General features: G+C 67.9%; 26 protein-coding genes. 8 read left to right on the forward strand and 18 right to left on the reverse strand.

Translation table 11 applies throughout. The features are described 5' to 3' along the window. Positions 1–69: 69 nt before the first annotated feature. From QM693_RS17310 to QM693_RS17340, 7 genes are all read right to left on the reverse strand, one after another. Positions 70–642: a hemerythrin domain-containing protein gene (locus QM693_RS17310; RefSeq protein ID WP_283352952.1), complete on the reverse strand. Its 573-nt coding sequence runs from the start codon at positions 640–642 to the stop codon at positions 70–72. A gap of 121 nt (positions 643–763) precedes the next feature. Further along, the gene (locus QM693_RS17315; RefSeq protein WP_283352953.1) at positions 764–1,528 is read right to left on the reverse strand and encodes an HpcH/HpaI aldolase family protein; all 765 of its coding nucleotides are present in this window, start codon (positions 1,526–1,528) and stop codon (positions 764–766) included. Positions 1,529–1,542: 14 nt separating this feature from the next. Beyond that, on the reverse strand, positions 1,543–2,499 hold the full coding sequence (locus QM693_RS17320) for an aldo/keto reductase (protein WP_283330489.1): 957 nt from the start codon (positions 2,497–2,499) through the stop codon (positions 1,543–1,545). Next, on the reverse strand, positions 2,499–3,356 hold the full coding sequence (locus tag QM693_RS17325) for an ATP-binding cassette domain-containing protein (protein WP_283330490.1): 858 nt from the start codon (positions 3,354–3,356) through the stop codon (positions 2,499–2,501). The genes QM693_RS17320 and QM693_RS17325 overlap by 1 nt, the downstream gene beginning before the upstream one ends. Then, positions 3,353–4,168: an ABC transporter ATP-binding protein gene (locus QM693_RS17330; RefSeq protein WP_283352954.1), complete on the reverse strand. Its 816-nt coding sequence runs from the start codon at positions 4,166–4,168 to the stop codon at positions 3,353–3,355. The genes QM693_RS17325 and QM693_RS17330 overlap by 4 nt, the downstream gene beginning before the upstream one ends. 1 nt (position 4,169) lies before the next feature. Then, entirely contained in the window at positions 4,170–5,117 is a 948-nt protein-coding gene (locus tag QM693_RS17335) for an ABC transporter permease (RefSeq protein WP_283352955.1), read from the reverse strand. Further along, a complete protein-coding gene (locus QM693_RS17340; protein ID WP_283330493.1) occupies positions 5,114–6,160 on the reverse strand; it encodes an ABC transporter permease in 1,047 nt (348 codons plus the stop codon). Before QM693_RS17340 ends, QM693_RS17335 begins: the two co-directional genes overlap by 4 nt. A 289-nt stretch (positions 6,161–6,449) precedes the next feature. Here QM693_RS17340 and QM693_RS17345 point away from each other — a divergent pair, with 289 nt between their 5' ends. The 5 genes from QM693_RS17345 (at position 6,450) to QM693_RS17365 (ending at position 13,082) form a co-directional block, all read left to right on the forward strand. After that, positions 6,450–8,024, forward strand: a complete 1,575-nt coding sequence (locus QM693_RS17345) for an ABC transporter substrate-binding protein (RefSeq protein WP_283352956.1) — start codon at positions 6,450–6,452, stop codon at positions 8,022–8,024. A gap of 58 nt (positions 8,025–8,082) precedes the next feature. Further along, a complete protein-coding gene (locus QM693_RS17350; protein ID WP_283330495.1) occupies positions 8,083–9,312 on the forward strand; it encodes a sialidase family protein in 1,230 nt (409 codons plus the stop codon). Continuing rightward, a complete protein-coding gene (locus tag QM693_RS17355) occupies positions 9,309–9,998 on the forward strand; it encodes an SDR family NAD(P)-dependent oxidoreductase (RefSeq protein ID WP_283330496.1) in 690 nt (229 codons plus the stop codon). Before QM693_RS17350 ends, QM693_RS17355 begins: the two co-directional genes overlap by 4 nt. A 76-nt stretch (positions 9,999–10,074) precedes the next feature. Beyond that, a complete protein-coding gene (gene pdxA / locus QM693_RS17360) occupies positions 10,075–12,303 on the forward strand; it encodes a 4-hydroxythreonine-4-phosphate dehydrogenase PdxA (protein ID WP_283352957.1) in 2,229 nt (742 codons plus the stop codon). Between the two features lie 11 nt (positions 12,304–12,314). Further along, a complete protein-coding gene (locus QM693_RS17365; RefSeq protein ID WP_283330498.1) occupies positions 12,315–13,082 on the forward strand; it encodes a DeoR/GlpR family DNA-binding transcription regulator in 768 nt (255 codons plus the stop codon). 16 nt (positions 13,083–13,098) lie between these two features. Here the strand turns inward: QM693_RS17365 and QM693_RS17370 are convergent, their stop codons facing one another. From QM693_RS17370 to QM693_RS17415, 10 genes are all read right to left on the reverse strand, one after another. Next, positions 13,099–13,599: a hypothetical protein gene (locus QM693_RS17370; RefSeq protein ID WP_283352958.1), complete on the reverse strand. Its 501-nt coding sequence runs from the start codon at positions 13,597–13,599 to the stop codon at positions 13,099–13,101. Positions 13,600–13,635: 36 nt separating this feature from the next. Next, on the reverse strand, positions 13,636–14,427 hold the full coding sequence (locus tag QM693_RS17375) for a DUF6390 family protein (protein WP_283353000.1): 792 nt from the start codon (positions 14,425–14,427) through the stop codon (positions 13,636–13,638). Positions 14,428–14,451: 24 nt separating this feature from the next. Then, the gene (hypD, locus tag QM693_RS17380) at positions 14,452–15,579 is read right to left on the reverse strand and encodes a hydrogenase formation protein HypD (RefSeq protein ID WP_283352959.1); all 1,128 of its coding nucleotides are present in this window, start codon (positions 15,577–15,579) and stop codon (positions 14,452–14,454) included. A gap of 25 nt (positions 15,580–15,604) precedes the next feature. After that, positions 15,605–15,877, reverse strand: a complete 273-nt coding sequence (locus QM693_RS17385; protein ID WP_005244643.1) for a HypC/HybG/HupF family hydrogenase formation chaperone — start codon at positions 15,875–15,877, stop codon at positions 15,605–15,607. Between the two features lie 26 nt (positions 15,878–15,903). Then, the gene (hypE, locus tag QM693_RS17390; protein WP_105416728.1) at positions 15,904–17,004 is read right to left on the reverse strand and encodes a hydrogenase expression/formation protein HypE; all 1,101 of its coding nucleotides are present in this window, start codon (positions 17,002–17,004) and stop codon (positions 15,904–15,906) included. Next, positions 17,001–17,693, reverse strand: coding sequence for a D-sedoheptulose-7-phosphate isomerase (locus tag QM693_RS17395; RefSeq protein WP_283352960.1), 693 nt, complete (start codon positions 17,691–17,693; stop codon positions 17,001–17,003). The genes hypE and QM693_RS17395 overlap by 4 nt, the downstream gene beginning before the upstream one ends. Beyond that, a complete protein-coding gene (locus tag QM693_RS17400; RefSeq protein WP_016884043.1) occupies positions 17,690–18,439 on the reverse strand; it encodes a HypC/HybG/HupF family hydrogenase formation chaperone in 750 nt (249 codons plus the stop codon). The genes QM693_RS17395 and QM693_RS17400 overlap by 4 nt, the downstream gene beginning before the upstream one ends. Before the next feature lie 44 nt (positions 18,440–18,483). Next, positions 18,484–20,790 carry a carbamoyltransferase HypF gene (gene hypF, locus QM693_RS17405; RefSeq protein WP_283352961.1) on the reverse strand — a complete coding sequence of 769 codons (2,307 nt, stop codon included), beginning with the start codon at positions 20,788–20,790 and terminating at the stop codon, positions 18,484–18,486. A 146-nt stretch (positions 20,791–20,936) separates the two neighbouring features. Beyond that, positions 20,937–21,512 (reverse strand): ATP-dependent Clp protease proteolytic subunit, encoded by a 576-nt coding sequence (locus tag QM693_RS17410; RefSeq protein ID WP_283353001.1) that lies wholly within the window; start codon positions 21,510–21,512, stop codon positions 20,937–20,939. An 80-nt stretch (positions 21,513–21,592) separates the two neighbouring features. Then, complete coding sequence (locus QM693_RS17415) at positions 21,593–21,865, reverse strand: helix-turn-helix domain-containing protein (protein WP_061042299.1); 273 nt, start codon at positions 21,863–21,865, stop codon at positions 21,593–21,595. A gap of 44 nt (positions 21,866–21,909) precedes the next feature. Here QM693_RS17415 and lhgD point away from each other — a divergent pair, with 44 nt between their 5' ends. Further along, positions 21,910–23,112 carry an L-2-hydroxyglutarate dehydrogenase gene (lhgD, locus tag QM693_RS17420; protein WP_283352962.1) on the forward strand — a complete coding sequence of 401 codons (1,203 nt, stop codon included), beginning with the start codon at positions 21,910–21,912 and terminating at the stop codon, positions 23,110–23,112. Here lhgD and QM693_RS17425 read toward each other — a convergent pair. Next, positions 23,109–24,506 carry a cytochrome P450 gene (locus QM693_RS17425; protein ID WP_283352963.1) on the reverse strand — a complete coding sequence of 466 codons (1,398 nt, stop codon included), beginning with the start codon at positions 24,504–24,506 and terminating at the stop codon, positions 23,109–23,111. The genes lhgD and QM693_RS17425 overlap by 4 nt on opposite strands. 97 nt (positions 24,507–24,603) lie before the next feature. Between QM693_RS17425 and QM693_RS17430 the strand changes: the two genes are divergently transcribed. Together QM693_RS17430 and QM693_RS17435 are read left to right on the forward strand one after the other, a co-directional pair. After that, complete coding sequence (locus QM693_RS17430) at positions 24,604–25,188, forward strand: TetR/AcrR family transcriptional regulator (RefSeq protein ID WP_283352964.1); 585 nt, start codon at positions 24,604–24,606, stop codon at positions 25,186–25,188. A 75-nt stretch (positions 25,189–25,263) separates the two neighbouring features. After that, complete coding sequence (locus QM693_RS17435; RefSeq protein ID WP_283352965.1) at positions 25,264–26,046, forward strand: class II aldolase/adducin family protein; 783 nt, start codon at positions 25,264–25,266, stop codon at positions 26,044–26,046. Positions 26,047–26,065 lie beyond the last annotated feature (19 nt).

Below are 26,065 nucleotides of genomic sequence, written 5' to 3' on the forward strand. Positions count from 1 at the left end.
GCCCGATGCCGCGGACCCGCCGAACTATAGAACACAGACCGCGCGGTCTGTGATGTGGGGAGTGCGTCGTTACCGGCCCTTCAAGCTTCCGATCCGAAGCGACCCCGCGCTGCTGTCCTCGTCGAGTTCCTCCTCGACCTCCCGGACGTACTCCTGCGGATCTTTGTCCGAGGTGTCCACATCTTTCGTGGAACGGTGAACGAGGAAGTATTCGGCGAAGCGTCGCCCGAGCGACTCGCGAAGTTCTGCCGGGGCGGTCCGGAAATCTGCCAGCCCCTCGCGTTCCTCCTCGGCCATGTGCTCGTCGTTGGCCCGGCGCGTTCGGCCGACTTCCGCCCACCACTCCTCGGAGAGGATGGGGTATCCCGCCGCGGCTCGGACACCGTCGCGGATGTCGTTGTGGTCCCCGATCGCGTCGAGGGTTTCTTCCTCGGCGTCCTCCTCGCCGATGCGGAGAAGCTGGGGATAGAAGATTTCCTCTTCGGCTGCAGCGTGCAGATCCAAGCGTTTCGCCAACGGGGTCCACACCGCCTCGACGGCAGTGATGTCCACCCGGCGTCGAGCCTTCAGTTCGTCCAGTGCGGCGAACTGTCGTCGGAACCACTCGTGGTCGTCGAAAATCAACTCGATGATGTCAGGCATGATTCGATCCTTCGTTGCATCTCTTCCTCGGGCAAGGAATCCAGAATCAGGCGGCTTCGCCGCCCGTGCGCCTTTTTGGTAGCGCGAACAACCAAAAAGGCGCACGGGCGCGGAGCGCCTGTCATTCCCCGGTCGCGGCTTTGAGGTGCGCGGCAGAGGCGGCTTTGAGATGGGTGAGGTCGGAAGCGACCGTCGCGAACGTGTATCCCTCCGCGAGTCGCCGAGCCGCTACCGCACCGTCGGGGGTGTGGATGCCCGCCGCGATGCCTGCTGCCGCGGCAGCCTCACGGACGCGGGCCACGGCCGCCTCGAACTCGTCGTCGACGGTCGGATCGTTCGGGTGCGCACCACCCACGGCGAGGCGAAGGTCGGACGGCCCGACGTAGACCCCGTCGAGTCCGAGGACGGCGCAGATCTCTTCCACATTCGCCAGACCCTGCGGCGTCTCGATCATCACGACGACGACCGTGTCGCGGTTGGCATCCGCCGGGGTCGGGCCGATCCGCAGTTGTGAGCGCATCGGCCCGTACGAGCGAACGCCGGCAGGGGGGTACGTGGCGGCAGCAACGGCTCGGGCAGCTTCCTCTGCCGTATTCACCAGTGGAACGATCACTCCTGCCGCGCCGGCGTCGAGTGCCCGGCCGATCGGCGTCGGATCGTTCGACTCGACCCGGATCATGCCGACCGTTGAGCCTGAGGCATCGATGGCGGTGAGTCCCGCGACCATGCCGGAGTATCCGATCAGGCCGTGCTGGAGGTCGAGGGCGATGTAGTCCCAGCCGACGTGGGCGAGCCATTCCGTCGACACCGGGCTGTCGATCACGGACCAATAGCCGACGATCCGTTCCCGGCCGCGGAGGCGGGCGGCGAATTCCTGGGCGCTCATGAGGGCGATATCTCCTAGCGGTTGTAGTTGGGCATGGGTCCGCGCAGGGCGCTGCCCACTTCGTCGCACGCGTCGATCAGTTCGTCGTCGAGTGTGCCCTTCGCGACAGCGGCGATATTCGACTGCAGGTGCGCGACCTTGGATCCGCCGAGAAGGATCGGCCCCGCCGCCGGCTTGGACACGAGCCAGCGCAGAGCCAGTTCGGTGAGCGGGATCCCGGCCTTGTCGGCGATCACGGACAACTGCGTGATCGCATCGAAGATCGCGGTGTTCCAGTACCGCTCCTTGTACATCTGCGCCAATCGTGAATCACCGAAGCGTCCATCGGCAGGCTGGGCGTCGAATGAGTGACGCCCGGTGAGGAGACCGCCGCCGAGTGGGTTGTAGACCATTGTGACCAGTCCGGTGACCGCGGCGAATTCGACGTACTCCTCCTCGATCCGGCGGGCCAGCAGGTTGTACAACTGCTGGGCCACGATCGGGCGGGGTGCGCCGACGGCGTCGGCGGTGTGGTTCAGTTCGGCGATCTGCCAGGCCGCGAAGTTGGAGACACCGAGGGCGCGGATCTTGCCCTCCGACACGAGATCGGCGACGGTGGAGAGAGTGTCGGCGAGGGGTGTGGCCCGGTCGGGCTGATGGAGATAGAACAGGTCGACGTAGTCGGTGTCCAGTCTCTTCAGGCTCGCCTCGACGCTCGCCCGGAGGCCCGCGGGAGACAGCGGAGAGTTGTCGCCCGCGTCGGGGTGCGGCATTCCCGCTTTGGTGGCGAGGGTTATCCGGTCGCGACGCGTGCCCAGCAGTCGGGCGAGGATGCGTTCGGACTCTCCGCCGGCGTAGCCGTTGGCGGTGTCGACATGGGTGATGCCGGCGTCGAGCGCGGCGTCGACCATTGCGGCGGCACCGTCGAAGTCGACGGTGTCGCCGAAGGTCATCGTGCCGAGAACGAGTGAGGTCAGGTCGAGTTCGGGCATCAAGCTACTCCTCGGGATACGGTTCGGGGAACCTCGGTTGCGCCGGGTGGGCGCGAGACGATGTGACGGGGTTTGATCCCGACCATGGTGGTCGGATCCAGTGCGGCGGCGCGGAGGGCCTGGGTGTACGGCTCGGCGGGTCGTTCGAGAACGTCGGTGGTGGAACCGCTTTCGACCACCTGTCCGCGGGACATGACGATCACGGTGTCGCTGATCTCGCGGACGACGCCGAGGTTGTGGGAGATGAAGACGTAGGTCAGACCGGTGTCGTGCTGGATCTCGCGGAGGAGGTCGAGCACCTGAGCCTGCACCGACACGTCGAGCGCGCTGGTGGCCTCGTCGCACACGAGGAGTTCCGGTCCGCTCGCCAGAGCCCGGGCGATACCGATGCGTTGCCGCTGACCGCCGGAGAACTCGGCGGGCCGACGGTGGAGCGCCGTGGTGGGCAGGCCGACCTGATCGATCAGCGCCGCGGCCCTGCGGGCCCGCTCGGACCTGCTCCGGACGCCCTGGAGGCGGAGCGGTTCGCCGACGATGTCGATGGCGGTCAGGTGCGGGTCGAGCGATCCGTACGGGTCCTGGAAGACCATCTGCACGCGAGACCGGAAGGGGCGCAGCGCCTTCTCCGACAGTTGTGCGATATCGACATCGTCCACGAGGATGCGGCCGGACGTGGGGGTGAGTAGCCGGACGATCGCCTTCGCGATGGTCGACTTTCCGCACCCCGACTCACCGACGACGGCGAGCGTCGCACCCTTGTCCACGGAGAAGCTGACGGTGTCGACCGCGCGGAACACACCGTCGGGGACCGGGTATTCGACGACGAGATCTTCGACGGACAGTAGCGGTGCACTCATGTCGATGCTCCTACGGTCGTGGTGTAGTCGCCGAGCCGCGGCACGGCGTCGAGCAGCTTCTTGGTGTAGGCGCTGCGAGGATGGAGAACGAGGTCTTCGGCTCCGCCGTTCTCGACGAACCGGCCGTCCTTCATGACGTTGATGCGGTCGGACATCAAGCGGGCGACGCCGAGATCGTGTGTGATGACGAGCATTCCGACGCCGGTGCGCTCTTGCAGTTCGAGCAGCAGGTCGAGGATGCTCGCCTGCACGGTCACGTCGAGGGCGCTGGTGGGTTCGTCGGCGACGATCAGTTCGGGACCCGACGCGAGCGAGCAGGCAATCAGTACGCGCTGCAGCATTCCGCCGGACAGCTGGTGCGGGTACTTCCCGAGTTGTCCCGCCGGATTCTGGATCCGCACCTGCTCGAGGAGTTCCACGGCCCGCGCGGTTTCCTTCGACTTTCCGGTGATGCCGCTGTGGCGCACCGCCTCCCGAAGCTGGGACCCGATGGTGTGCACCGGGCTCAGCGCTGTCATCGGATCCTGCGGGATCAGGGCGATGTGCCGTCCCCGGACCTTCGCGAGCGCCTTCTTCTGTCCGAGGATGTCGCAGTCCTTGAACCGCACCGCACCCGAGAGGACGGCGAGGTCGTCGGGCAGCAGACCGAGGATGCCCATCGCGGTGGTCGATTTACCCGACCCCGACTCACCGATGATGGTCACGGTTTCGCCGGCGTCGATGCAGAAGGACACGCCGTCGACTGCGCGGATGACGCCCCGGGCGGTGATGAGTTCGATCTGCAGTTCGTCGACTCTGAGGAGGTTCCCCATGTCAGGCCTCTTCCTTCCGCAGCGAGATCCGGTGCAGGAGCCCGCGGCGCTTCTCCGGCGACCTCGCCGGGCGGTCGCGAAGCCCGTCGCCGAGCAGGTTCACGCCGATCACGAGCAGCACGATGACGAGGCCGGGGAGGGTCACGAGCCACCACGAGGTGGTGATGTAGTCCTGGCCGTCGGAGATGATCCGGCCCCAGGTGGCGAAGGGGCGTTGCGGTCCCGCGCCGAGGTAACTCAGTGCGCTCTCGAGGAGCACGGCCTGCGCGAGCAGCAGCAGGACGACGAGGGACGCCTGCTTGATGATGTTGGGGATCACGTGGCGCAACAGGATGGCGGTGCGTCCGAGTCCGAGTACCCGGGAGGCCGCCACATACGGCTTCTCGCGTTCGACGAGCACGAGTGAGCGGGTCAACCGGGCGATCTCCGGCCACTGGGCGATCGCGATGACGAACGTGATGACCGGGATCGACGGGCCGAACAGGGCGACGACGAGCAGCAGCATCATGAGGAGCGGCAGCGACAGCTGGGCCTCGATCAGCCTGCTCACGACGGTGTCCGTCCAGCCGCCGAGGTATCCGGCCAGTGCGCCGAGACACAGGCCGATCAGGCCGGATACGACGACCGCGAGAACTCCGATCGTCAGCGACACCTGTCCGCCGTAGAGGACGCGGGAGAGGAGGTCGCGGCCGAGCTGGTCGGTCCCGAAGAGGTGCCCGTCCGTGAGCGGTGGCAGGCGTCGCTGGGCGAGGTCGGTCGCGTCCGGAGAGGGCAGGGGAAGCACTTGCGCCAGTGCGACGGGCGCGATGACGGCGAGCGCGCAGATGGTGCCCACCCAGATCTTCACGCGGCTGTCGCGGGCGCGGCGGGTGGCACCGGCCCGTGCGATGTCCCGGGTGGTGACGGCGCTGGGCCGCTCCTGCGCCGGGGGATCGATGACGGTGGTCATTTACTCGTTCCCTTTCCGAGTCGGACGCGCGGGTCGAGAAGCGGATAGCAGAGATCGACGAGAAGCTGGACGAGGACGGCGAGCACCGCGGTCACCAGTACGGTGGCCTGGATGAGGGGGTAGTCCCTCGTCTCGAGTGCACGCACGACCAGCGATCCCACGCCGGGCCACGCGAAGACGACCTCGACCACGACGACGCCGTTGAGCATGGACGCGAACCGGGTGCCGAGAGCGGTCAGCACCGGGATCGCGGAATTCCGCAGGGCGTACCGCCAGATGAGTTCCCGCTCCGGGACTCCCCGCGAGCGGGCCACGGTCATGTACGGCGAGGTGAACGCGCCGACCATCTCGCGGCGGACCATGCGGGAGATCAGGGCGATCTGCAGGACGGCCACGGTCACGGTGGGCAGCACCAGGCTGGACCAGGTCGTGAATCCGGCTGCGGGAAAAATGGGGATCAGGACCGCGAACAGGGTGATGAGCATCAGTCCGGTCCAGAAGTCGGGCATGGACTGACCGGCGATCGTGACGACGTTGGCCCCGAGTTCGCGCCTCGTGTCGGCGCGGCGGGCCATCCACACGCCCAGCGGGATGGCCACCAGCGTCGTGAGCACGATCGCCGCGACGGACAGGGTGATCGTGTACGGCAGCCGGGCGAGGACGACGTCGAAGGCGGGCGCCTGGAACGAGTACGAGGTGCCGAGATCGAGGTGGATCAGGCCGCGGAGATACAGCAGGTACTGGGTGAACACGGACTGGTCGAGGCCCATGTCCGCCCTGATCCTGGCCAGATCCTCGGTGCTGGCCAGCGGGCCGGCCATCGAGTAGGCGGGGTCGCCGGGCGCCATCCGGATGAGGACGAACACGGTGGTCAGTGTCAGGAAGACGGCCAGCGCGCTCTGTGCGAGGCGTTTTGCGACGTAGCGGGGCATGGCCGCGGTCAGCACTTTCGGGACACGGGAGGTCGGGGTCCGGCGGGGAGCCGGTGATGCCGAGCCGGTGGGCTGGGCTGCAAATGCCGTGTCGGCGGCGTGCTGCGTCATGAGGTCACCGGCCGTTCGGTGTCTGCGTGAGGGGTCATCGTCGACCTTTCGATAACGCCGGCGATGGAGGTGTCGACACCGCGGCGTGTCGGGTACAGCAGCTTCGTTTGTAACTCAGCTCACAATCGCACTAATGCGCGTTGTGCGCAAGTCTTTGCCGGCATCTTGCGCATCTCAAGCAACTCTGAGTAGAGTTCGGTTGTGCCGGCGATCACATCGCCTGGTGGGCAACCACCTCGCGCCGTGCCTGATCGCTGCGCCCCATACCCATAGTCCCGAGAGGTCGATGATGACCAATTCTCTATTCGAACAGCGCTTTTCGAGGAGAACGCTGCTCAGGTCGGGTCTCCTGCTCGGAGCCGGCCTCACACTCGGATCCGCAGCGGGATGCGCGACGCCGACCGGAACGCCCGGACCGAAGACCGTGAGTCTGGCCCTCAACCGCTCGCTCGTGAGCCTCGACAACAAGCTGAACCAGTTCGATGCCGCGCTGACGGTGCAGCGGGGAGTGCGGCAGGCCCTTACCGAGATCGACCGGGACCTGCGACCCCAGCTGGTGCTGGCCGACCGATTCGAACTCGTCGCACCCACCCAGTGGTTCGTGCACCTGCGTCCCGGCGTCCGCTATTCGGACGGCACCCCGGTGCAGGTGCAGGACGTCGCGACAGCCCTGCAGATGTACAGCCAGGTCGACGGCTCGTTCGTTGGCGGATTCTTCCCCGAGTGGCCCACGGTCGAGCAGATCGACGACACCAGCTTCACCCTGAACACCCAGCGACCCGTCCCGGTCCTCGATTACCTCATGTCGAACATCCTCATCACCCCGGCGGCCGCGAACGTGCCGGAGGAACTGCAGTCCGGTGTGGGGACCGGACCATACGTCGTGACGGAGAGCGACCGCGGCACCGGAAATTACACCCTGGTGCGCAGCGAGAATTACTGGGGGACACCCGCGCTGATCGAATCGGTGCGCGTCCGCTTCGTTCCGGACGAGTCGAACCGCGTCGTGACGTTGCGGAGTGGGGAGGTCGACGTGATCGACTCCATCACCCCGGACGCGGCCGACCAGCTCGCCGGGCTGTCGGGTGTCTCGATCGATCGGATCGACGGCGTCCGACTGAATCAGCTCTTCTTCAACTTCCGAAAGCCGCAGGGGCACCCGCTGGCCGACGCTCGGGTGCGCAGGGCTCTGACATATGCGATCGACGGGCGGGCCCTCGTCGACCAGGTCCTGCAGGGCTCCGCCACCCAGTCACGCGGGGTTATTCCCCTCACCCTCGACGGTGCGGTCGAGACCGGCGAGTACAGCTACGACCCGGCCCGTGCCCGTGGCGAACTCGACGCCCTCGGTGTCCGCGATCTCGAGCTGAAGATCATCTGGGAGACAGGCGAGTTCGCGGCCGACACCGACATCATGGAGTCGGTGCTGCAGATGCTGTCCGCGGTCGGCGTGCGAACCACCCTCCAGCAGTTCGAACCCGGTGGCGACATCTCGCAGTGGCGGCAGGGCAAGGTCGGCGACTGGGACGTGCTGGGCAACGGCTTCCCGAGCCCGACCGGTCTGGCCCTGACCATCATGCAGGGCATGTACGCCGGCACGGCGGAGAAGGAAGCGACCCGGGACACCTATCACGGGTACATCTTTCCCGAGATCACCCGGACCATCACCCAGGCCTCGGAGGAGGCAGACGCCGTCCGGCGTGCCGAACTCCTCGCGGACGCGCAACGCCGGATCTGGGACACGTGCCCGTGCCTGTGGGCGTTCGTTCCGAAGGCGGTTCTCGCGCGCCGCTCACGCATCGACGGTGTCGCGTTGCGCCCCACGAACTCCTACGACCTCGGTGTTGCGGCGCTGCGTGCCTAGACGTGACGTGACCGCCACCGACAACTCGCCCGCCCCCGTTCACGCACTGGAGACGCAGATGACCACACCGAGTTCCGCAACCGATACCCGACTCCCCGACGGCGCCGTACGTGACATCGCCGAGGCGGGTCGGCGCGACGCCCTGCTTCCCGCACCGCAGGTGCAGAACCACGCGGCGAATCTCACCGTTCTGCCGGACGGATCGCTCGGGTGCGTGTGGTTCGCGGGCACCCAGGAGGGCGTTCCGGACATCAGCGTCTGGTTCTCCCGGCTCGCCCCGGATGCGGACGCATGGTCCGAGCCGGTGCAGCTGTCCGACGATCCGACGAGGTCGGAACAGAATCCCGTTCTCTACGTGACGAATACGGGAACCGTGTGGTTGCTGTGGACGTCCCAGCACGCCGGCAATCAGGACACGGCGCGCGTCATGCGACGCGTGTCCGCGGACGGCGGCCGAACGTGGGGCGAGGCGCATACACTGCTGCCGGAGACCGACGCCGGTGGTGTGTTCGTACGACAGCCCGTGGTCGCACTCCCGACCGGGCGGCTTCTGCTTCCCGTGTTCCACTGCGTCCGTATCGAGGGCCGCAAGTGGGTCGGCGATCGCGACTACAGCAGCGTGATGATCTCCGACGACCACGGCGAGTCCTGGCGCGAGGTGGTCGTGCCGGGCAGCGTCGGCTGCGTGCACATGAACATCGGCCGCCTCGCCGACGGCACCCTCGTGGCCCTCTACCGCAGCCGCTGGGCTGACTCGATCTACCGCAGCGTCTCGACGGACGACGGCGATACCTGGACCGAGCCGGAAGCCACCGAGCTCCCCAACAACAACTCGTCCATACAGTTCGTCGTGCTCCCGGACGACCGTCTCGCCCTGGTATTCAACGAATCCAGTGCAGCGAACGCCACCGCGCGGCGGACGTCCCTGTACGACGAGATCGACGACGACGGCCTCGCCGACGGAGTGCCCGAACAGGCAGCCGCGGAGCCGGAGCCGCTCGACGACGGCGACAGCCGCAGCGCGTTCTGGGGTGCACCTCGCGCCCCGATGACGCTGGCGATGTCCGAGGACGGTGGCCGAACCTGGCCGACCCGCCGCGACATCGAGATCGGCGACGGGTACTGCCTGTCCAACAATTCTCGCGACGGACTGAACCGCGAATACTCGTACCCCAGCATCGCCGCCGGACACGACGGCGTCCTGCACGTGGCGTTCACCCGATTCCGGCAGGCGATCGAGTACGTCGAGCTCGATCAGGGCTGGCTGGCCGACGGGAGCCGGTCGTGACGGACGGCGACTCGAAGAGGGCCGTCGTGACCGGGGCCAGCTCCGGCATCGGCGCTGCCACCGCCCGGCACCTTCTGCGCGACGGGTGGTCGGTCACGGGATTCAGCCGACGCGACCCCGGCATCGACGACGACCGATTCTCCTGGACGGCCGTCGACCTGGGCGACCTCGACGCACTGTCGGAGCAGGCGGCCGCCGTCGGCTCGGTGGATGCCGTCGTGCACGCCGCCGGCCTGCAATCCTCCGCGCCTCTCGGGAAGCTGCAGGTCAACGACGGCCTGAAGATGTGGCGGATTCATGTCGCAGCCGCCGAGGTTCTCGTCAACGCACTTGCTCCGTCGATGCGCGATGGCGGCCGGGTGGTCCTGGTCGGCAGTCGCACGATGTCGGGAGCGGCGGGCAAGAGTCAGTACGTCGCCACCAAGTCGGCGCTCGTGGGGATGTCGCGGTCCTGGGCCGCGGAGTTGGTGGACCGGGCGATCACGGTCAACGTGGTCGCCCCGGGCCCGACGGACACCCCGATGCTGAACGATCCGGCACGCACGTCTACGCCTCCGCGAGTTCCACCGCTGGGGCGATTCATCACCCCGGACGAGGTGGCCGGGCTGATCGGATTCCTGCTGGGCCCGCACGGCGGGAGCATCACGGGTCAGGCGATCGTGCAATGCGCGGGAGCCTCGCTGTGAACAGTCTGCGCGAAATGCGCATTACTGTTACCATCAAATGCACGAAACGCGCATTAACTCGGGCGGAGGCGGCATCATGAGACCGAAATCGATCGGATCCCATCCGACCGTCGCGGTCTTCGCCGACGACCTGTCCGGCGCGGCCGAGGTGGCGAGTGCGTTCCTCGGGCGGAGTGCACCCGTGTCGCTGCTTCTCGGTGCCGCCGAAACGTACGAACCGGGTGCAGTCGTCATCGCGGATCTCGACACCCGATCGATGAGCCCGGACGACGCGGCCCGCACGGTGCGACACGCGATCGCTCGAGTTCCGTCCGACGCACTGGTGGTGAAGAAGATCGATTCACTTCTCCGCGGAAACATCGGGCCCGAGGTGGGAATCCTCGCTGAAACCGGCCCGGTGGTTGTGGCCGCAGGCCTGCCGGCGCTTCACCGGAGCGTCCGCCACGGCGTGGTCCACGTCGGAGCGACGCCGCTCCATCGGGCCGGGGTGTGGTCGGCGGAATTCACGCCGCCGCCGGAGTCGATCGCCGAACTGTTTCCGGACAGCCTCACGCAGTGCGTGAACCGCGGTCCCGGTGTCGAAGAGGCGCTCACCCGCGCGGCGTCAGTCGGTGCCATCGCGGTCTGCGACGTCGAGACCGACGAGGATCTCGACTCGATCGTCCGCGCCTGCCGGGCAATCAGCGGAGTGCGACTGGTCGGGACTTCCGCTCTCGCGGCGGCGGTGGCGCGGACGCTGCCACTCGGGCACGTCCCGACGACTGGGGCCGGGCAGGCGGAATCCGTCCTGATAGTCGTCGGGACTGCAGAACCCGTTGCCGTACAACAGGTTGCGTCGCTGGTTGCCGATGGAGTCCGGCACGTTCCGGTCGAGGCGACAGAACTTCTCCGCGGCGAGGTGGACACGACCCGACTCCGGCTCGCTCTCGACGACGGCCACGCTGTCGTCACTGTCACCGGAGACGTGGACCCGTCGAACGCCCGCACGTTGTCGGCAGCACTCGGCCGGTTGGCCGGAGCCGTGCAGCGTGACCGCAGACCCGACCTCGTGCTCACAGGCGGTGAGACGGCGCGTGCCGTCGTCGACGCATTGGAGATCACGTCACTCCGGCCGGTCCATGAAGTGCACCACGGCGCGGTCGTCTCCCTGGCATCCGATGGACGGCGCGTCGTCACGAGGCCCGGAAGCTTCGGCGACGAGACCAGTCTCTCCGCGATCGCGGCCTACCTGCGCGGCGATCAGCCGCCCACCCATTCCCCCACACAGCGAGGACCTCACATGACAGCGTCAACTGATACCGCGAACCTTCCCGTCGTTGCCGTCACCATGGGCGACGGCGCCGGAATCGGCCCTGAGGTGATCGTCCCCGCCTTGCTGGACGAGGCCACCCTGTCCTTGTGCACGCCGATCGTCATCGGCGACGCGAAGCGGCTGCGTCTGGCGGCGAATGTGCTCGGCATCGACGTCGACATCGTGACTGTCGAGTCGGTCGCGGACGCGCAGTCGATACCCGGGCGCGTCAACGTCATCGATCTCGACCTCCTCCCCGACGATCTGGCGTGGGGCGAACTGTCTCCGGTCGCCGGTCACGCGGCATACGAGTACATCCGGGTCGCCAGCGAGCTCGCGGTGCGGGGGGAGGTGCAGGCCATCTGCACGGCCCCGCTCAACAAGGAGGCGCTGCACGCCGCCGGGCACATCTTCCCGGGGCACACGGAACTTCTCGCGCACCTCACCGGCACCGAGGAGGTGTCGATGATGCTGTCGACGCCCAAGCTGAAGGTGATCCACGTGACCACCCACATCGGCCTGCTCGACGCTGTCGCGAAGATCGAACCCGGGCTCGTCGAGCGGACGATCCGGCGTGGGCACGAGGCGCTGGTGCGCTCCGGAATCCCGGAGCCCAAGATCGGGGTGTGTGGCATCAACCCGCACGCCGGCGAACACGGGTTGTTCGGCTACGGAGAAGAAGAGCAGAAGATCATTCCGGCGGTCGAGGTGCTGAAGGCGGACGGCATCGACGTGCACGGACCCTTGCCTGCGGATACCGCATTCTTCCTCGCGGGACGCGGCGACTACGACCTCATCGTGGCGATGTATCACGACCAGGGGCACGGGCCGGTGAAGGTCCTCGGCATCGAGGCAGGGGTCAACATCACGGTGGGACTGCCCGTCATCCGGACCTCCGTCGACCACGGCACCGCCTTCGACATCGCGGGCAAGGGTATTGCGGAGGCCGGCAGTATGGTCGAAGCTCTTCGTCAGGCTGCCGAATTGGCAACCAGCACAGCGGTTGTGAAGTAGGGGGACGAGACATGGCGGTTCGCGAGTCGGAAGCACGCCGATCCGAGATCGTGCGACTGGCCCGGTCGAGCGGGTTGGCCAGTGTCGACGACCTGTCGGCGCAGTTCGGTGTCACCGCCTCCACTATCCGGCGGGACCTGAGCCAACTGACGTCCCAGGGTCTGATCGCCCGGACCTACGGTGGCGCGATCGCGCTCGACCCCCATCAGGAATCGTCACTCCGTCAGCGCGCTCTCGAGGGTTTCGACGCGAAGCGCGCGATCGCGGAATGGGCCGCGAGCCAGGTCCGGCCGGGCGAGACCATCCTGCTCGACGCCGGCACCACCGTGGGTGCGATGGGGGAATTTCTCCGTGAGATCGACGGCATCACCGTCATCGCGGCCGGTCTGACCGCCCTCGAATCGCTGGCCGACGCGGACTCCGTGCGGGTCGAGTGCATCGGCGGCACACTCCGCCACCTCAGTCAGGGGTTCGTCGGACCGTTGGCCGAGGCCACGCTCCAACGCGTCACGTTCGATCGCGCGTTTCTCGGCGCGGACGCCGTCACCGCGGATCTGGGGATCTGTGAGGCAGAGCTGGAGCAGACGCGCCTCAAGGAGATCATGATTGCCCGCGCCGACCAGGTGTACGTGCTCGCGCACGCCGCGAAGCTCGGGCAACGCCCGTTCCACGCGTGGGCGCCGATCCCTCCGGGAACCACGATCGTCACCGACGACTCGGCCGACACCGGGGAGACGGCGTCTTTCGAAGCCGCGGGGATGCGGGTGGTGCGCGTCTGACGCAGGACGACGGGACTTATCGCTTGTCCTTCTTCGCTTGCCGCCGTGCGCCTGCGGCGATGGTGGATGCTTCGAACTTCTTGCGGCCGGAGGATTTCCGGGTGGCGTCGACGCGCGCCTTGCCGGACGAGCCGACCTTGCCGTCGCTGTCGCCGAGCCCGCTGAAGGACGGGGCGTCGCTCCGGGCGCGGGCGAGTCGCGCGTCCTTCAGGTCGCGTGCGCTTGCACGGGCAGCCGTCGCCAACTGGCCGCTCACCCTGCTCAGCGCTGCCTCGAAGACTTCCACCTTGTCGGCATTGCGCTTGTTGGCCGCCTTACCGGCTCCGCGCGCGCCCTTGTCCGCGACCGTCGCCGCGCCTTCCTGGCGGTACAGCTTCACGTGCTTGTTGCGGGCACGGCGGACGCGGGTGTGCAATTTGATCAGCTTGTCCTCGTCCAAGTCGGCCATCTGAGCCTTCTTGGTCTCGCGGATCAGGACGAACTCTTCTTCGGACAGCGAGTTCAGAATCTTCTTCATGTCGGCTCCGATCCGGCCACAGGCCGTGGGTTCCAGTCATGGTAGCTGGGAAACGTTCGTGTCGGTCCGTTTCCGCGAGGACGGGGTCGCCTGCCGAAGCAGACGCTGATTGGTCTGTGCAAGTTGCCATTCCGTCTGCTCGCGCAACCGGTCCACCCGATCGGGGGCGAGACGGTCGCACACGAAATCCCAGTGCACCGCCACCTGGTCGCCCACGGTGAGGTCGTTCACGAAAGCCCCCTCGGGCACGCGGTAGTCGGCCGGGGCGTCCTGCTCGGCCCCGAGCGACAGCCGGGTGCCGTCCCACGACAGGCGGCGCGACCGGACGACGGCACGATCGTGATCGAGACCGACCACCTCACCCCAGCGGATGCGGCACGAGTCGAGAACCTGCAGCGGCTGCGGCATCCCGGTGTCCAGTAGTCGCGACCACGGGTACACGCCGAACACGTGAAAGTTGTGGGTGGGGGCCGCCTCCCCGAGCAGGTCCTCGGTGAGGTGCTTCCAGTAGTGGCCGGCCTGCGACGCGAGGCGGGCGAGCAGTGCCGCGCCGAACTCCGCGCGATCGATGCGGCCCGAGAGTTCGTCCGAGGTCCAGTAGGCTCGAACAACCCTCTCGTCCAAGGGGTCCGGGATTCCGGCGAGCTTGGCGATCACCTCCTGGTACGGCCAGGCACCGCTGAACTGCTTCGCCAGCGCCACCACGTCGGTGTCCGGCGCCCCACCGCACGCGACCGCCTGTAGTCGCTCAGAGCCGGGAGGGCCGCAGTAGCCCAGGGCATTCGGGGCGTGCGCGTAGTGCGCGAACACACGGTGCCCGGACGGCATCGTGTGTTCGCGCGGCATCACCGGTCAGCCTCGCTGACCCAGCAATTGCGCCGTCTCGCGGTGGAGCCGGCCGAAGTTGTAGTACGCGGCGCACGCGCCCTCGGGGGACACCATGCACGTGCCGATCGGCGTCTCCGGTGTGCACGCCGTCCCGAACACCTTGCATTCCCACGGTTTGATGACGCCCTTGAGGACCTCACCGCACTGGCACGCCTTCGGATCCGCCACCCGCACACCCGGCATCGAGAACTTCTCCTCGGCGTCGAACTCGGCGTAGTTGCGGTGGACCTTGAGCGCGCTCTGCGAAATGAAACCGAGCCCACGCCATTCGAAGTGCGGCCGCAGTTCGAACGTCTCGGCCATCAGTTTCAGTGCCTGCACGTTGCCCTCCGCGCGCACCACCCTCTTGTACTGGTTCTCGATCTCGCAGCGGCCCTCCCGGATCTGCTGGAGCAGCATGTGCACCGACGCGAGGATGTCGAGTGGCTCGAAGCCCGCGACCACCATCGGTTTGCCGTACGCCTCGGACACGAACCGGTACGGCCGCAGTCCCACCACGGTGGACACGTGGCCCGGGCCGAGGAAGCCCGACAACCGCAGGTCGGGGGACTCGAGGATCGCCTTGATCGGCGGCACGATCGTGACGTGATTGCAGAACACACTGAAGTTCTTCACGCCCAGCGCCCGCGCGCGCACCAACGTCACCGCGGTGGACGGCGCCGTCGTCTCGAACCCGACGGCGAAGAACACCACCTGGTGGTCGGGATTGTCGAGCGCCACCTTCAGCGCGTCCAGCGGCGAGTACACGAAGCGGACGTCCGCGCCGCGGGCCTTGGCCTCGATGAGATTGCCCTTGGATCCGGGCACCCGCATCATGTCGCCGAACGTGGTGAAGATGACGCCGGGCTGTTCGGCCAGCCACATGGCGTCGTCGACACGGCCCATGGGGATGACGCAGACCGGACATCCCGGTCCGTGCACCAGTTCGACCGATTCCGGCAGGAGATGCTCGATGCCGTGACGGTAGATGGTGTGGGTGTGCCCGCCGCACACCTCCATGAACTTGAACTCGTCGCCACGGGCCAGTTCGGTGATGGATTTGACCAGGGCGCGAGCTGCCGCCGGGTCCCGGAATTCGTCGACGAACTTCATCCCTGTTACCTCGTTCTTGCTGTAGTCACGCGATTTCGGACGAGTTGAACGCGTCGATCTCGTTCACGTAGTCGGCGCCCATCTTCTGCACCTGATCCAGCGTCAGCTGCGCCTCGATCTCGTCGATCTTCGCCATCGCGAAACCGACGTGCACGAGCACCCAGTCACCGACGACGAGACCTTCTTCGGCGAGCAGTCGCACACTGATCGTTCTCTGGACGCCGTTCACGTCCACTTTGGCCAGATGCTGTTCGGCGTCGACGATGTCGACCACCTGACCGGGTATCCCCAGACACATCGTGGTTCTCCTTCTCGGGCTGTTCTTCAGCAGATTCGGGGGAGCGGGTCACCGACGAGCATGTCGACGATCCGGCTGCCGCCGAACGAGGTTCGCAGTGCGACGATGCCGGGCGGTTCGGCCAGGATCTCGCCGACCACGGTGGCATCGGCTCCCCTCGGGTGGGCTCGCATCGCCGCGACGGCCGCATCCGCCTCGTCCGCCGCGACGACGGCGACGAACTTCCCCTCGTTCGCGACGTACAGCGGGTCGATGCCGAGCATGTCGCAGGCGCCCAGCACCTGCGGCTCGATGGGCAGGGACTGCTCGTCCACGATCACGGCGAGCTGGCAGGCGTGAGCGAGTTCGTTGCACACGGTGCCGACGCCGCCGCGGGTGGCGTCCCGCATCCACCGCGTCGACGGGGCCGCCTTCAGAAGCGTCTCCACCAGCGCGTTCACCGGGGCGGTGTCGGAGGCGATGTCGGCCTCGATGGCGAGGTCACCGCGGGCGAGCATGACCGCCATGCCGTGGGCGCCGATGGTTCCCGACAACAGAACCTTGTCGCCGGCGCGCACGAGATCGGCCGACAGCCGCCTGCCCTCCGGGATGACACCGACACCGGCGGTGGAGATGTAGACGCCGTCGGCGGCGCCCTTGCCGACGACCTTGGTGTCGCCGGTGACGATCTGCACGCCGGACAGGACGGCCGCCTCGCTCATGTCGGCGACGATCTCCCGTAGTTCGGCGATCGGGAAACCCTCCTCGATGACGAACGCCGCGGACAACCACTGCGGGCGCGCACCGGACACGGCGAGATCGTTCACGGTCCCGTGCACCGCGAGATGCCCGATGGAACCGCCGGGAAAACGCAGTGGCTGAACCACGTACGAGTCGGTGGAGAACGCGAGCCGCTCACCCGAGGGCATGGTGAGCGCGGCCGCGTCACCGAGTTGCTCGAGTTCCTCGTTGCGGAACGCCTCGACGAACACCGCGTCGACGAGGGCCGCCGACGACTTCCCGCCCGCACCGTGAGCGAGGGTCACCACCTCGTCCAGCAGCCGCGGCCGGCGTTGCCGGAACTTGTCGATCCGCTCGAGGACCCGGTCTTCGCGTTCCGCCGAGGTGGCCGGTTCGGTGGTGCTCATGAAGCCTCCACGGAGTTGGGAGCGGGCCGCGTCATGTGTTCCTGGGCCACCGACCACAGCCGGTACCCGAGCATCGCGTGGCTCTCCTGGATCCGGTGGATGCTCTGCGAGTGGACGGTGTAGCAGAAGTCGAGTTCGCCGGCGGACGCCATCGCCGCCATCCGGCCGCCCTCGTGCCCGGCGAACCCGATGGTCAGCAGCCCCCGCTGTTTCGCCTCGGTGAGCGCGGTCATCAGGTCGTCGGAGTTGCCCGACGTCGACAGTGCGATCGCGACGTCGCGGTCCCGGGCGTGCGCGATGATCTGCCGCTTGAAGATCAGATCGAAGCCGACGTCGTTGCCGAGCGCCGTCACCACCGCCTGATCGGCGGCGAGCGACCACGCCGCCACCGGGCGTCCGCGGGCGGGACGGCTGAACAGCGATGCCAGCGTGGCGGCGTCGGTAGAGCTGCCACCGTTGCCGAACGTGTAGAGCCGGCCGCCGCGACGGAACCTGTCGGCCATGTCGATGCCGGCAGCCATCAGGCCGTCGCCGTACTCGTCGAGGGACTCCTTCTGCAGGCGAGCGCTCTCGGCGGCCTTCCCCCGCGCGGAGGCGGCGAGGTCGTCGAGGAGGCTCTGGGCGTCGGTTTCCTCCGAGTCGATGAACGGGTAGAGGAAGCTGGTGCTCTCCGAGTCGTGTGTCGTCATCGGTTCGCCTCCTGACCGGCGTCGTCGAGTCGCGTGATCGCGGCACCCGCGTGCACCAGGACGAGGTCGTTGGGCTGGACGTCGCCGAGGACGCTGACGTCCACCCACTCCTCACCCGCGGCGGTGCGGACCAGGGCGGGTCCGAGCGGTTCGGCCGGCTCGATCACCACCTCACCGAGACGCCCCTCGTCGCTGCACGTGACGCAGACCGTCTCGTCGCACTCCTCGGCGTCGGGCTTCAGCAGTCCCGAGTGCTCGAAGCAGACGTGGGTGAGTTCCCACAGCAGGTGGTACATGAGGACGAACCGCCCGGTGGCCGGGACCATCGGATCCTCCGAGTCGACCCAGAGGATGTGGTTCGCCGCACCGGCCGGAGGTCGGGGGCCTGCCCCGATCCACAGCGTCATCGCGCCCCACGCCGGTGCGCGGCGCATCGCGTCGACGACGGCGGGTTCGTTCGCCGACGCCACGGCCAGCAGGATGTCGCCGGGCCTGCTCGCCACCCGGGCCTGCGCCACCGGATCGGGTTCGACGAGTGCCACCGACGGCAGCGCCCGTTTGCCCATGATCACGGGATGCACGAATTCGACGGCGACGTGATGGGCGTGCGGTTCCCACTGGGGTGAGATCACCCAGAGCGTCGCGCCGTCATGGAATCTGCGGGCGAGTGACAATGCTGCGGCGGCGAGATCCGCAGACAGGTCCGTGTCGACAAGGTGCCCGCCCGCCTCTGCGGTGGTGGTCATTCACTAGCTCCCGTCCCGGACCGGCCGGTCGGGGGCTGCCGACGTCACGGTCCGCGCATGGTTGCCGCGGCACCGATCACCGCCTGGCCGAGGGAGAGTCCTCCGTCGTTGGGAGGCACCCGGTGGTGGGTGAGGACTCGATAACCGCTGCTCTCCCAGTGTGCTCTCACCAGTGCGAGGAATAAACGGTTTTGAAAGACTCCTCCGGTGAGTCCGATCGTCGACGCGCCGGTCGCGGTGGCGGCCCGGTCGACGAGGCGGGCGGTGGCGGCGGCGAGGGCATGGTGGAAGCCCAGTGCGAGCGCAGCGGGCGGGGTCCCGTCGCGGAGTCCGGCGACCAGTCCGGACACCAGAGGAGGCAGCCTGAGCTGGTCGTTCTCCACGTCCATGGCCAGGGGAGCCGGGTGGAGGGCGGTCCGGGCGAGGGCCTCGAGTTCGATGGCGGCCTGCGCCTCGTAGGTGACCCGGTGCCGGACCCCGAGCAGCGACGCGACGCCGTCGAACAGGCGGCCCGCGCTCGTCGTCCTGACACAACCGAGACCCGACTGCAGTTGCGACTCCACGGCCGCGCGTTCCGCGGTGGGGATCGCCTCCACGCACGGCAACCCGTCGACGTCGGTGATCCCGCACTCGTGCAGCAGAGCCAGCGCCACCCGCACCGGATTCCGGACGGCGGCGTCACCGCCCGGCAACGAGAAGGGCTGGATGTGCCCCACCCGCCTCGTGTCGAGGATGTTCGGGCCGACGAGGAGGAGTTCGCCGCCCCACACGGTGGTGTCGCAGCCGTACCCGGTCCCGTCGAACGCGACACCGAGCACCGTCGTCCCGACCAGTCCGTGTTCGGCCATCAGCGACGCGACGTGCGCGTGGTGGTGCTGCACGGTGAGCAGGGGGACGCCGGTCCTGTCGCTGTAGCGCCGGGCCCAGTGGTGCGTCGAGTAGCCGGGGTGCCGGTCGGCGACCACCGCCTCCGGGGTGATGCCGTGCAGATGCGTCAACTGCCGCACCGACGTCTCGAAGGCGCGCTGACTCTCCAGGCTGCCCATGTCGCCGAGGTGCGCCGAGCAGAACGCGTAGTCCTGCCGGGTCAGGCAGAAGGTGTTCTTGATCTCCGCGCCCACCGCGAGGATCTCCGGGCCGTGCGCGGGGAGCACGACGGGCAGCGGTGCGAATCCGCGCGAGCGGCGGATCGGCAGCACCGCCCCGGCCTCGACCGCGAGCACGGAATCCTCGCAGGGCACCGCGATGCGGCGGTCGTGCATCAGGAACACGTCGGCGATGTCCGCCAGTCGAGTGCGGGCGTCGTCGTTGTCGAAACAGAGGGGCTCTCCGCTCAGGTTGCCGGACGTCATGACCAGCACCCGCGGAGGGTCGACGTCGCTGCCGGGGGTTCGGGTGAACAGGAGATGGTGCAGCGGAGTGTAGGGGAGCATCACGCCGAGGTCGTCGATCCCGGGCGCGATGCCGTCGGCAACCGGCGCAGTGTTCTTCTTGTGCAGCAACAGGATCGGCCGTGCCGCGTGTCGCAGCAGGGCGCTCTCGGGCTCGGAGATCTCGCACAACTCGGCGGCGGCGGACAGGTCCGCGGTCATCACCGCGAACGGCTTGTCCGGGCGGTGCTTGCGCGCCCGCAGAGTCTCGACGGCGGTGGGGTCGGCGGCATCGCAGACGAGGTGAAATCCGCCGAGGCCCTTGACCGCCACGATCCGGCCGTCCCGCAACGCCCCCTGCACCGCGGTGAGGACGGCGTCGTCCCCGTCGATCCGGTGCCCGTCGACCTCGGCGAACAGGTGCGGACCGCAGTCGGGGCAGCACACCGGCTGGGCGTGGAACCGTCGATCCGCGGGGTCGCGGTACTCGGCGAGGCACGCGGCGCACAGCGGAAACTCGGCCATCGTGGTGTTGGGCCGGTCGTAGGGCAGGTCGGTGATCACCGTGAACCGGGGGCCGCAGTTGGTGCAGTTGACGAACGGATGGCGAAACCGCCGATCGTGCGGATCGGCCAGTTCGCGAAGACAATCCGCGCACGTCGCCACGTCCGGCGACACCAGCGTCCGCGCGCCGGGGACGTGCCGGCTGTCGATGATCCGGAACGACTCGTCGCCGCGCACCGGAACGGGCTGAGTGGTCGCGTCGACGATCACGGCCATCGGCGGCGCGTCCGTGCGGAGCCGGCGCACGAACTCGGACACCGACGCCGACTTGCCCTCTATCTCGATGAACACGCTGACGTCGTCGTTGCCGCAGTGGCCGTGCAGTCCCAGGTCGTCGGCCAGTCGCGCGACGAACGGGCGGAAGCCGACCCCCTGCACGACCCCGTGGACCGTGATGCGCGATCGTTCGACCGTCATCCTCGGATGATTCCCCCGTCGAGGTGCGGGGCGCAAGAGCCCGCCTCGCGGCGGGCAGCCGCACAGACGCACCCTTTCTCGGTTCACGCACTCGAAATTGCGCCTGAATTCGTGCGCGGGAGCCGAAAAGGAGTGCGGCTGCCGGATTACTCGCCGTCGACGGAGCGTGCGCCGGTGACGGCGTCGATCAGCCCGTAGTCGCGCGCCTCGTCGGCGGTGAGGATCCGGTGGTCCCGCATGTCGCCGATCACCGTGTCGACGGGACGCCCGCAGGAGTCGGCGATCCGCTGCTGCAGCCTCCTCAGCTGCTGCTCGTGGTGTTCGGCGGCGACGGCGACGTCCGACGCCGGACCGGTGCAGGACGTCTGCGGTTCCCGGAGATGGAACGTGGCGTGCGACGCCGACGTCCGGCGGTCGGCGGGCGCGAGGAGGGCGATCGCCATTCCCCGGACGTCGCCGCGGCAGTGGACGTGCAGCGGGACGCCCATCAGATCGAGGGTGTCGAGGAGGACCGCGGCCGCGTCGATGTCGGCGTCGACGCCGTGCAGCCACAGCTGGACCTCCCCGTCGTCCGAGGCGTCGAGCAGTGCCAGCGACGCCGCCGCGCGGTTGGTGGCCTCGGCGTCGAGCCTGCCGGTCAGCGACACGATCCGTTTGTCGAACAGGCGCTCGGCCAGCCAGTCGGGACCGGGAGCGGGAGCGGGCACGGACGTGACGGGCATCGGGGCGGGCGGCTGCCGGGGGTCCGGCTGCCAGGGGGTGTGAAACGGCGGGACCGGTGGTGGGGTGGGTGGTGGCCAGATCATGGTGATGACTCCCGGTGCGCTGAGATCGTCCAGTCGACCGTCCGGCCCACGGCCTCCGCATACCGTTCGAGCGTCGACAGGCGGGGGTCGACGTCGCCGCGTTCGAGCCGTGCCACGGCCGATTGCGACGTGCCCATGTGGGCGGCGATCTCCGTCTGCGTCAGGCCGCGCTCGCGGCGAGTGGTGACGAGCTCGTCCAGCAGCGCTCGACGCCGATCGGACAGGTGCTCCAGTCCGGGAAAAGACGTGCGTCGAGGGGTGGTCGACATACCATCGATGGTATCTCGAAAACGGTATATACGGAGGGGTGCTCATGGCGAAGGTTCGTGCCGCCGTCATCGGCGGCGGCATCATCGGTCTGGCGGTCGCCCGGGAACTTCTGCACCGCATGGACGCCGTCGAGGTGACGCTGTTCGAAAAGGAGACCCGGGTCGCGGCCCACCAGACCGGACACAACAGCGGCGTCGTCCACGCCGGCCTGTACTACCCGCCGGGCAGCCTCAAAGCGCGCCTGTGCCGCCGTGGTGTCACCCTCCTGCAGCAGTACGCGGAGGACAAGGGTGTGGCCTACGAGGAATGCGGCAAAGTGGTGGTCGCCCACGACTCGTCCGAAGTTGCGCGGATGGACGCCATCTTCGACAGAGCGGTCGCCAACGGGGTCCCCGGCATCCGCAAGGTTGCGGGGGAGGAGATCCCCGAGATCGAACCGCACGCACGCGGAGTCGCCGCCGTGCACTCGCCGCACACCGCGATCATCGACTACGTGGCGGTCGCGGAGGCTCTCGCCGCGGACATCGCCGCCGCGGGCGGACGCGTGCTCCTCGGCCGGGAGGTCGTGGGCCTGGACAGCCGGACCGCGGAAACGGTGGTCACCACCCGGAACGGCAGCGAGGTCTTCGACCTGGTGGTGACGTGCGCGGGACTGCAGTCCGACCGGGTGGCACTGATGTCGGGTGAACCGCGATCGCCTCGCGTGGTGCCCTTCTTCGGCGACTACTTCCTGCTCGAGCCCGAACGGTCCTCGCTCGTGAAGGGGCTGATCTACCCGGTTCCGGATCCGCGGTACCCTTTCCTCGGGGTCCACCTCACCAAGCGAATCGACGGGCGAATCATGCTCGGACCGAACGCCTTTCTCTCCTTCGGGCGGGAGGCGTACGACCGTCGGGGGTGGTCGGCGGCGGACGTGGTGTCGGCGGTCGGGTTTCCCGGGTTCTGGCGGTTCGCCGTGCACAACACCGCGGCGGCGGTCCGCGAGGCCCGCACCGTCCTCAGCACGGGCCAGTTCGTGAAGGAGGCGCAGAAGTACGTGCCCGACGTGTGCCGCTCCGACGTCACCCGCGGACCCCGGGGCATCCGCGCTCAGGCGATGAACGCCGACGGCAGCCTCGAGGACGACTTCGTCATCACCGGGTCGGAACGCGTCGTTCACGTCCGGAACGCGCCCTCACCGGGTGCGACGTCGTCCCTCGCCATCGCCGAACACGTCGTGACGGAAGTTCTGGCCCGCCGGGTCTAGCGCCTGCGGAGCTGGAGCGTGAAGCCCTCGGGCATGAGGGTGAGGCGCTCGGCGACCTTCAGTCGATAGTCCGGGTCGCCCACGATGTCGTAGCGCCGCAGGATCGTGCCGAGAACCAGGACCGCCTCGTGGAGGGCGAACTGTCGTCCGATGCAGGCGCGCTCGCCGGTCCCGAACGGCTTGTACACGTGCGCGGGCCGGGACCGGATGCGCTCGGGGAGGAAATGGTCGGGGTCGAACGCCTCGGGATCGTCACCCCACACGGGGTCGCGGTGCAGGGCGGGGATGAGGACGAGCACCCAGTCGCCGACCTTCATCGGGTACTTGCCGACGAGGGTCGTGTCGACGGTCGCCTCCCTGCCGTACGCGGGGGCCGTCGGCCACAGCCGCAACGATTCGTCGAGCACCCGGCGCACGTAGCGGAGCTTCGCGATCTGCTCGAACGCGGGCTCTTCGTCGCCCCAGACCGCATCGACCTCCGCCTGCGCCTTTGCGAGGACGTCGGGATGACGCGACAGGTAGTACAGGGCGAACGACAGTGCCCCGGAGGTGGTCTCGTGTCCCGCGACCAGGAACGTCACCACCTGGTGCCGGATGTTCAACTCGTCGATCCGATGGGGGTCGTTCTCCCGGGCGGCCCGCAGCATGAGTTCGAGCAGGTCCTCGGGGCCGTCCTCGGTGCTGTCGCGGCGGGCACGAATCACCTCGTCGACGACCTCGGCCATGTGTTCCAGGTTGGCGACGTTGCGTCGATCCGACCGTCGCGTCAGCAGGCGTCCGAGCGCGCTGGACTTCACGAACGTGGTGCGCTGCGAATGGCTCAGCGCACCGACCATCGCCTGCACGAACGGGTGCGGCCGGTCCCGTCTGAAGGAGTCGAAGGAATAGCTGAAACCGGTGCGGCCGATGGTCTCGAGCGTCAGCTTCGTCATGTCGGAGGACACGTCGACGGGGGAGCCGTTCACCCGCTCGTCCCAGTGCTCCGTCAGTTCGCCTGCGACATCCAGCATCGTGCGGTGATACGACCGCATCGCGGATTTCGTGAACGCCGGGGCGAGGAGGTTGTGCGCTTTGCTCCAGTTCGGCTCATGGTTGTAGGCGGTGAACAACCCGTCGCCGCCGACCTCGCGCAGCGACGCGACGCCGGGTGCCAGGTGTTTCGCGAACCGGGATTCGTCGGAGAGTTCCGCGACCATGTCGGCACCGGAGGCGAACACGAACCGATTGCCGAGGACGTTGCGCTCGAAGATGGGCCCGAGTTTTCTGCCGATCTCCATCGAATTCTGCACCGGAGTGCGGATGCTGATCCCGAAGACGTCGCCGACGACGGGAAGCCGCCATCGAGGATGCGGGATGGTCGCCTCCGCCGTGGTGTGCAGTGATTCGACGCTCATGTCGACCCCCGTGTCGATGTGGCCTGCGTTACTGAATTGATGTCTAGTACGCAAGGTACGCCTTACTGAACCGGTGTCAAGCAGTACGGTGACTGGCATGACCAGCGCCCGTCGACGACTCGCCCCGGAGCAGCGCCGGGCGCAGTTGCTCGACATCGGCGCGCGGCTGTTCGCGGACCGCCCCTACGAGGATGTGTGGATCGAGGAGGTCGCGGAACTCGCCGAGGTGTCGCGCGGATTGATGTACCACTACTTCCCGACGAAGCGGGATTTCTTCGCCGCAATCGTCGAACGCGAATCCGAACGACTGCTCGACGTGACGGCCCCCGACTCCACCCTCCCCGTCGAGGAACAGGTCGCGGCCGGCCTCGACGCGTACTTCGAGCATGTTGCGAGCCACCGGCACGGAGTCCGGGCCATCAACCACGGCGCGCTGTCGGCCGACGCCGACATCCGGGCCATCGTCGAGCGGGAACTCGATGCCCAGCAGCGCCGCATCGTCGACGCGCTCGATCCCCCCGCCAGTGAGAGGGAACTCGTCGGCGTCGCGGTGCGCGGATGGATCGCCTTCGTCCGTGCCGTCTGCATGGACTGGCTCGACCACCCGTCGATCGCCGAGGGCGAGCTACGTGAACTCTGCCTGCGCTCCCTGCGGGGCATGCTGGGCGGGCGGCTCGACTGAGCCGAGGGCTGGCACTTAAATAAATCAGTTGATATATTTAAGCCGAAATCCCTTCGGTGATCAAGGAGATCCCGCATGAGTGCACCCACCGTTACGTCGCAGGGCCGAACGGGCCCGGCGAAGACCGAGGCGGAACTGCGTCGTGAACTCGCGGCGGTGTACCGCCTGCTCGCGCATTTCAAGATGACCGACCTCATCTTCACGCACGTCTCGGTCCGGATTCCCGGGCCCGAACATCATTTCCTCATCAACCCGTACGGCCTGCTCTTCGAGGAGATCACCGCCTCCAACCTGGTGAAGATCGGACTCGACGGCGAACTCGTCGAACCGTCCGAATATCAGGTCAACCCTGCGGGATTCGTGATCCACGGCGCGATTCACGAGGCCCGGCCGGACGCGCAGTGCGTGCTGCACACCCACACGAAGGCCGGGTGTGCGGTGGCCGCGCAGGAGCATGGACTGCTGCCGCTGAACCAGATCTCGATGGAGTTTTACAACCGGGTCGGCTACCACGACTACGAGGGCATCGCCCTCAACACGGCCGAACGCGTGCGGTTGGTCGAGGACCTCCGCGATCATCCCGCGATGATCCTGCGCAATCACGGACTGCTCACCGTGGGCGAATCCGCTGCCGAGGCGTTTCTGCGAATGTTCTATCTGGAGAAGGCGTGTGACATCCAGATCGCCGCTCAGGCGTCGGGTGAACTGCGCGTTCCGTCGCCCGAGATCGCCGAGCACACCGCGCGACAGTTCGCCGGCGAGGCCACGGACGACTACACCGACGATCAGGCCTACGAGATGGCGTGGGCGGCGCTGCTGCGGATGCTGGACCGGACCGCCCCCGATTACAAGGACTGACAGCGGCCTGCAGAGACTG

The sequence above is a fragment of the Rhodococcus sp. IEGM 1305 genome (assembly GCF_030058635.1).
Taxonomy (GTDB): Bacteria; Actinomycetota; Actinomycetes; order Mycobacteriales; family Mycobacteriaceae; genus Rhodococcus_F; species Rhodococcus_F opacus_D.